The sequence below is a fragment of the Microcoleus sp. BM001215392 genome (assembly GCF_036700185.1).
Classification (GTDB): domain Bacteria; phylum Cyanobacteriota; class Cyanobacteriia; order Cyanobacteriales; family Microcoleaceae; genus Microcoleus.
Genome location: NZ_JAUBOJ010000400.1, coordinates 4,434 through 6,567, shown reverse-complemented (window position 1 = coordinate 6,567; position 2,134 = coordinate 4,434). Strand labels below are relative to the sequence as shown.

2 protein-coding genes are annotated in these 2,134 nt (G+C 44.8%); one reads left to right on the top strand and one right to left on the bottom strand.

The window, feature by feature from the left end; translation table 11 throughout:
* Positions 1-253: 253 nt before the first annotated feature.
* On the bottom strand, positions 254-760 hold the full coding sequence (locus QT974_RS28995; RefSeq protein ID WP_333471846.1) for a WbuC family cupin fold metalloprotein: 507 nt from the start codon (positions 758-760) through the stop codon (positions 254-256).
* Positions 761-836: 76 nt separating this feature from the next.
* Here QT974_RS28995 and QT974_RS28990 point away from each other — a divergent pair, with 76 nt between their 5' ends.
* A complete protein-coding gene (locus tag QT974_RS28990) occupies positions 837-2,060 on the top strand; it encodes a tetratricopeptide repeat protein (protein WP_333471845.1) in 1,224 nt (407 codons plus the stop codon).
* The last annotated feature ends 74 nt before the right edge of the window (positions 2,061-2,134 follow it).

The window sequence follows — 2,134 nt, the reverse complement described above, 5'->3', positions numbered from 1 at the left end:
TGGTTATTGGTTATTGGTTATTGGTTATTGGTTATTGGTTATTGGTTATTGGTCAGTTGCCATTTTACCCAGAGCGAAGTCGAAGGGTAGTCATTAGTCAACTGCGACCGATGGTTAGCACGTTCTTAATTGCTGAAACCATTAATTTTATCTTCCTTCTTCCTTCTTCCTAACAACTAACAACTAATAACTAATAACCAATTACCCATCACCCATCACCCATCACCCATCACAAATAACCAATAACCAATAACTAATAACCAGTAACTTCTGATTTAAATTCCGCTTCCCAAATCAAGACTAATTCCCGGGCCGCCTCAGTACCCTCAGCCGGAAAATCGGGCAAAAAGTCTTTATCCGCAGCCACCTCATAGGGCCCTTCCTTGAACTCCAAAATCACGGTATCCGGTACCAAAGCTACCAACGTGTGAATAGTACCCTCGGGAAGTTCCACAGCGCGAGTGGGCCCGGCGGCGCTGACTCGCAACGATCGCAAGATGTGACCGTTTTCGTTCAAAATCAGAATACCCACTTCTCCTTGAATCACCACAAAAAATTCAAAACCATTAACCGACGGCGGGCGCAGGTGTCGGTGAGGGCGAACGTAAGTACCCATTTGCAGCACGTTGACAAACCGCTGCACCTTTTCTGACAAATCGTGGAAATTGTAGTTTTGTCGCCCGCGCGGGTTGCTGCGGGAGGAAGCTGCAACTTCGTCTAGCAATTCTTGCGTCAAACACTTAATTGGAGGGGACTGCACAACAGATATCCTGTATTTAATAGTTTTTGAATAAATCGGCTAGGCTGAGATCATCTTTACCAGCATCTCTTGACATATGAAAATCGCAAATCAGGTGCGTATCACTAAGGCAATGCGTTTGTCAAGTATTTTTAGAACAAGTATTAGCTCGATCGCCCTTTTGACTATTCTAGTCTGCACCAGTAGCGTTTCTGCGTCCCAAGCGAAGGCTGCACTCTTGGTGGCGCAGGAATTGCCCCAGCAGCAACTCAAAGACGAAATTCGCGATCGAGTTCAAGAAGAAGTTGACATCGCTTTTGGGCGCACGGCGGTACTACTCAACGGGTTGGTAATTGCCTTAACTTTGTTTCCGACAGCAGCCGGAGTCGCTGTTTGGTTTTTGTTAAACAAATTGTCCAAGCAGACAACAATTGCTCGCCAAGAAATCGAAAGTCTCCACTACGATACAATTTCTGAATTAAAACTATTAATTTCCGATGCTGAAAGTATCTTAGGTGAAATTCAATACCAAAATCACCCAGCCGATGTAGAAACAGATTTGTTATTACCCGATGCCCAAATTCAAGAATTTGCTCCGGTTAACTACGGCAATTATCAAGAGTTATTGACGGCGGCAGACTATGCTAAACAGGGAGATGCTTGTTTCTTTGAAAACCGCTACGAAGATGCGATCGCAGCTTACAACAAAGCCCTGCAAATTCAGCCGGATTTAGCCGATACTTGGAACAACCGGGGAGTTGTACTGACTCGAATGCAGCAGTACGACGAGGCGATCGCATCCTACGAACAAGCTACCACACTTCGCCCGACCTATCCAGACGCTTGGAACAACCGAGGTGTGGTATTGTTGGAGTTGCAGAAGTACCCGGAGGCGATCGGCTGTTACGAACAAGCAATTCAGGCAAAACCAGATTATGCCGACGCTTGGAACAACCGAGGCGTTGCTTTTTCCAAAATGCAGGAATACGAACAAGCAGTAATTTCATACAATCAAGCCCTACAAGTCAAAAATGATTATACAGACGCTTGGAACAATCGAGGCGTGGCACTGTCCAAATTGCAAAAGTACGAAGCTGCGATCGATTCCTACGACAAGGCTGCTAAAATTAGGCCTGATTTTTACAGAATTTGGTATAATAAAGCCCGATGTTATGCCCTGCAAGGTAAAATTGATTTAGCAATTGAAAATTTAAAGCGCGCCCTCAATCTCAATCCAAATTTGTGCAAAGAGTTGGCAAAAAATGAAGCTGATTTGGAGAAGATTCGCGAACACGATGCCTTTAAGCAGTTGATAAGTTAGTACATGGGGAATGGGCGCGGGTAGCGAGAAACCGGGTTTCTACGAATATTTTCAGCGAAGTACGAAAAATCAGG

Coding starts and splice junctions, on each gene's coding strand:
- QT974_RS28990 (WP_333471845.1), top strand. CDS start 837: ATGAAAATCGCAAATCAGGTGCGTATCACTAAGGCAATGCGTTTGTCA.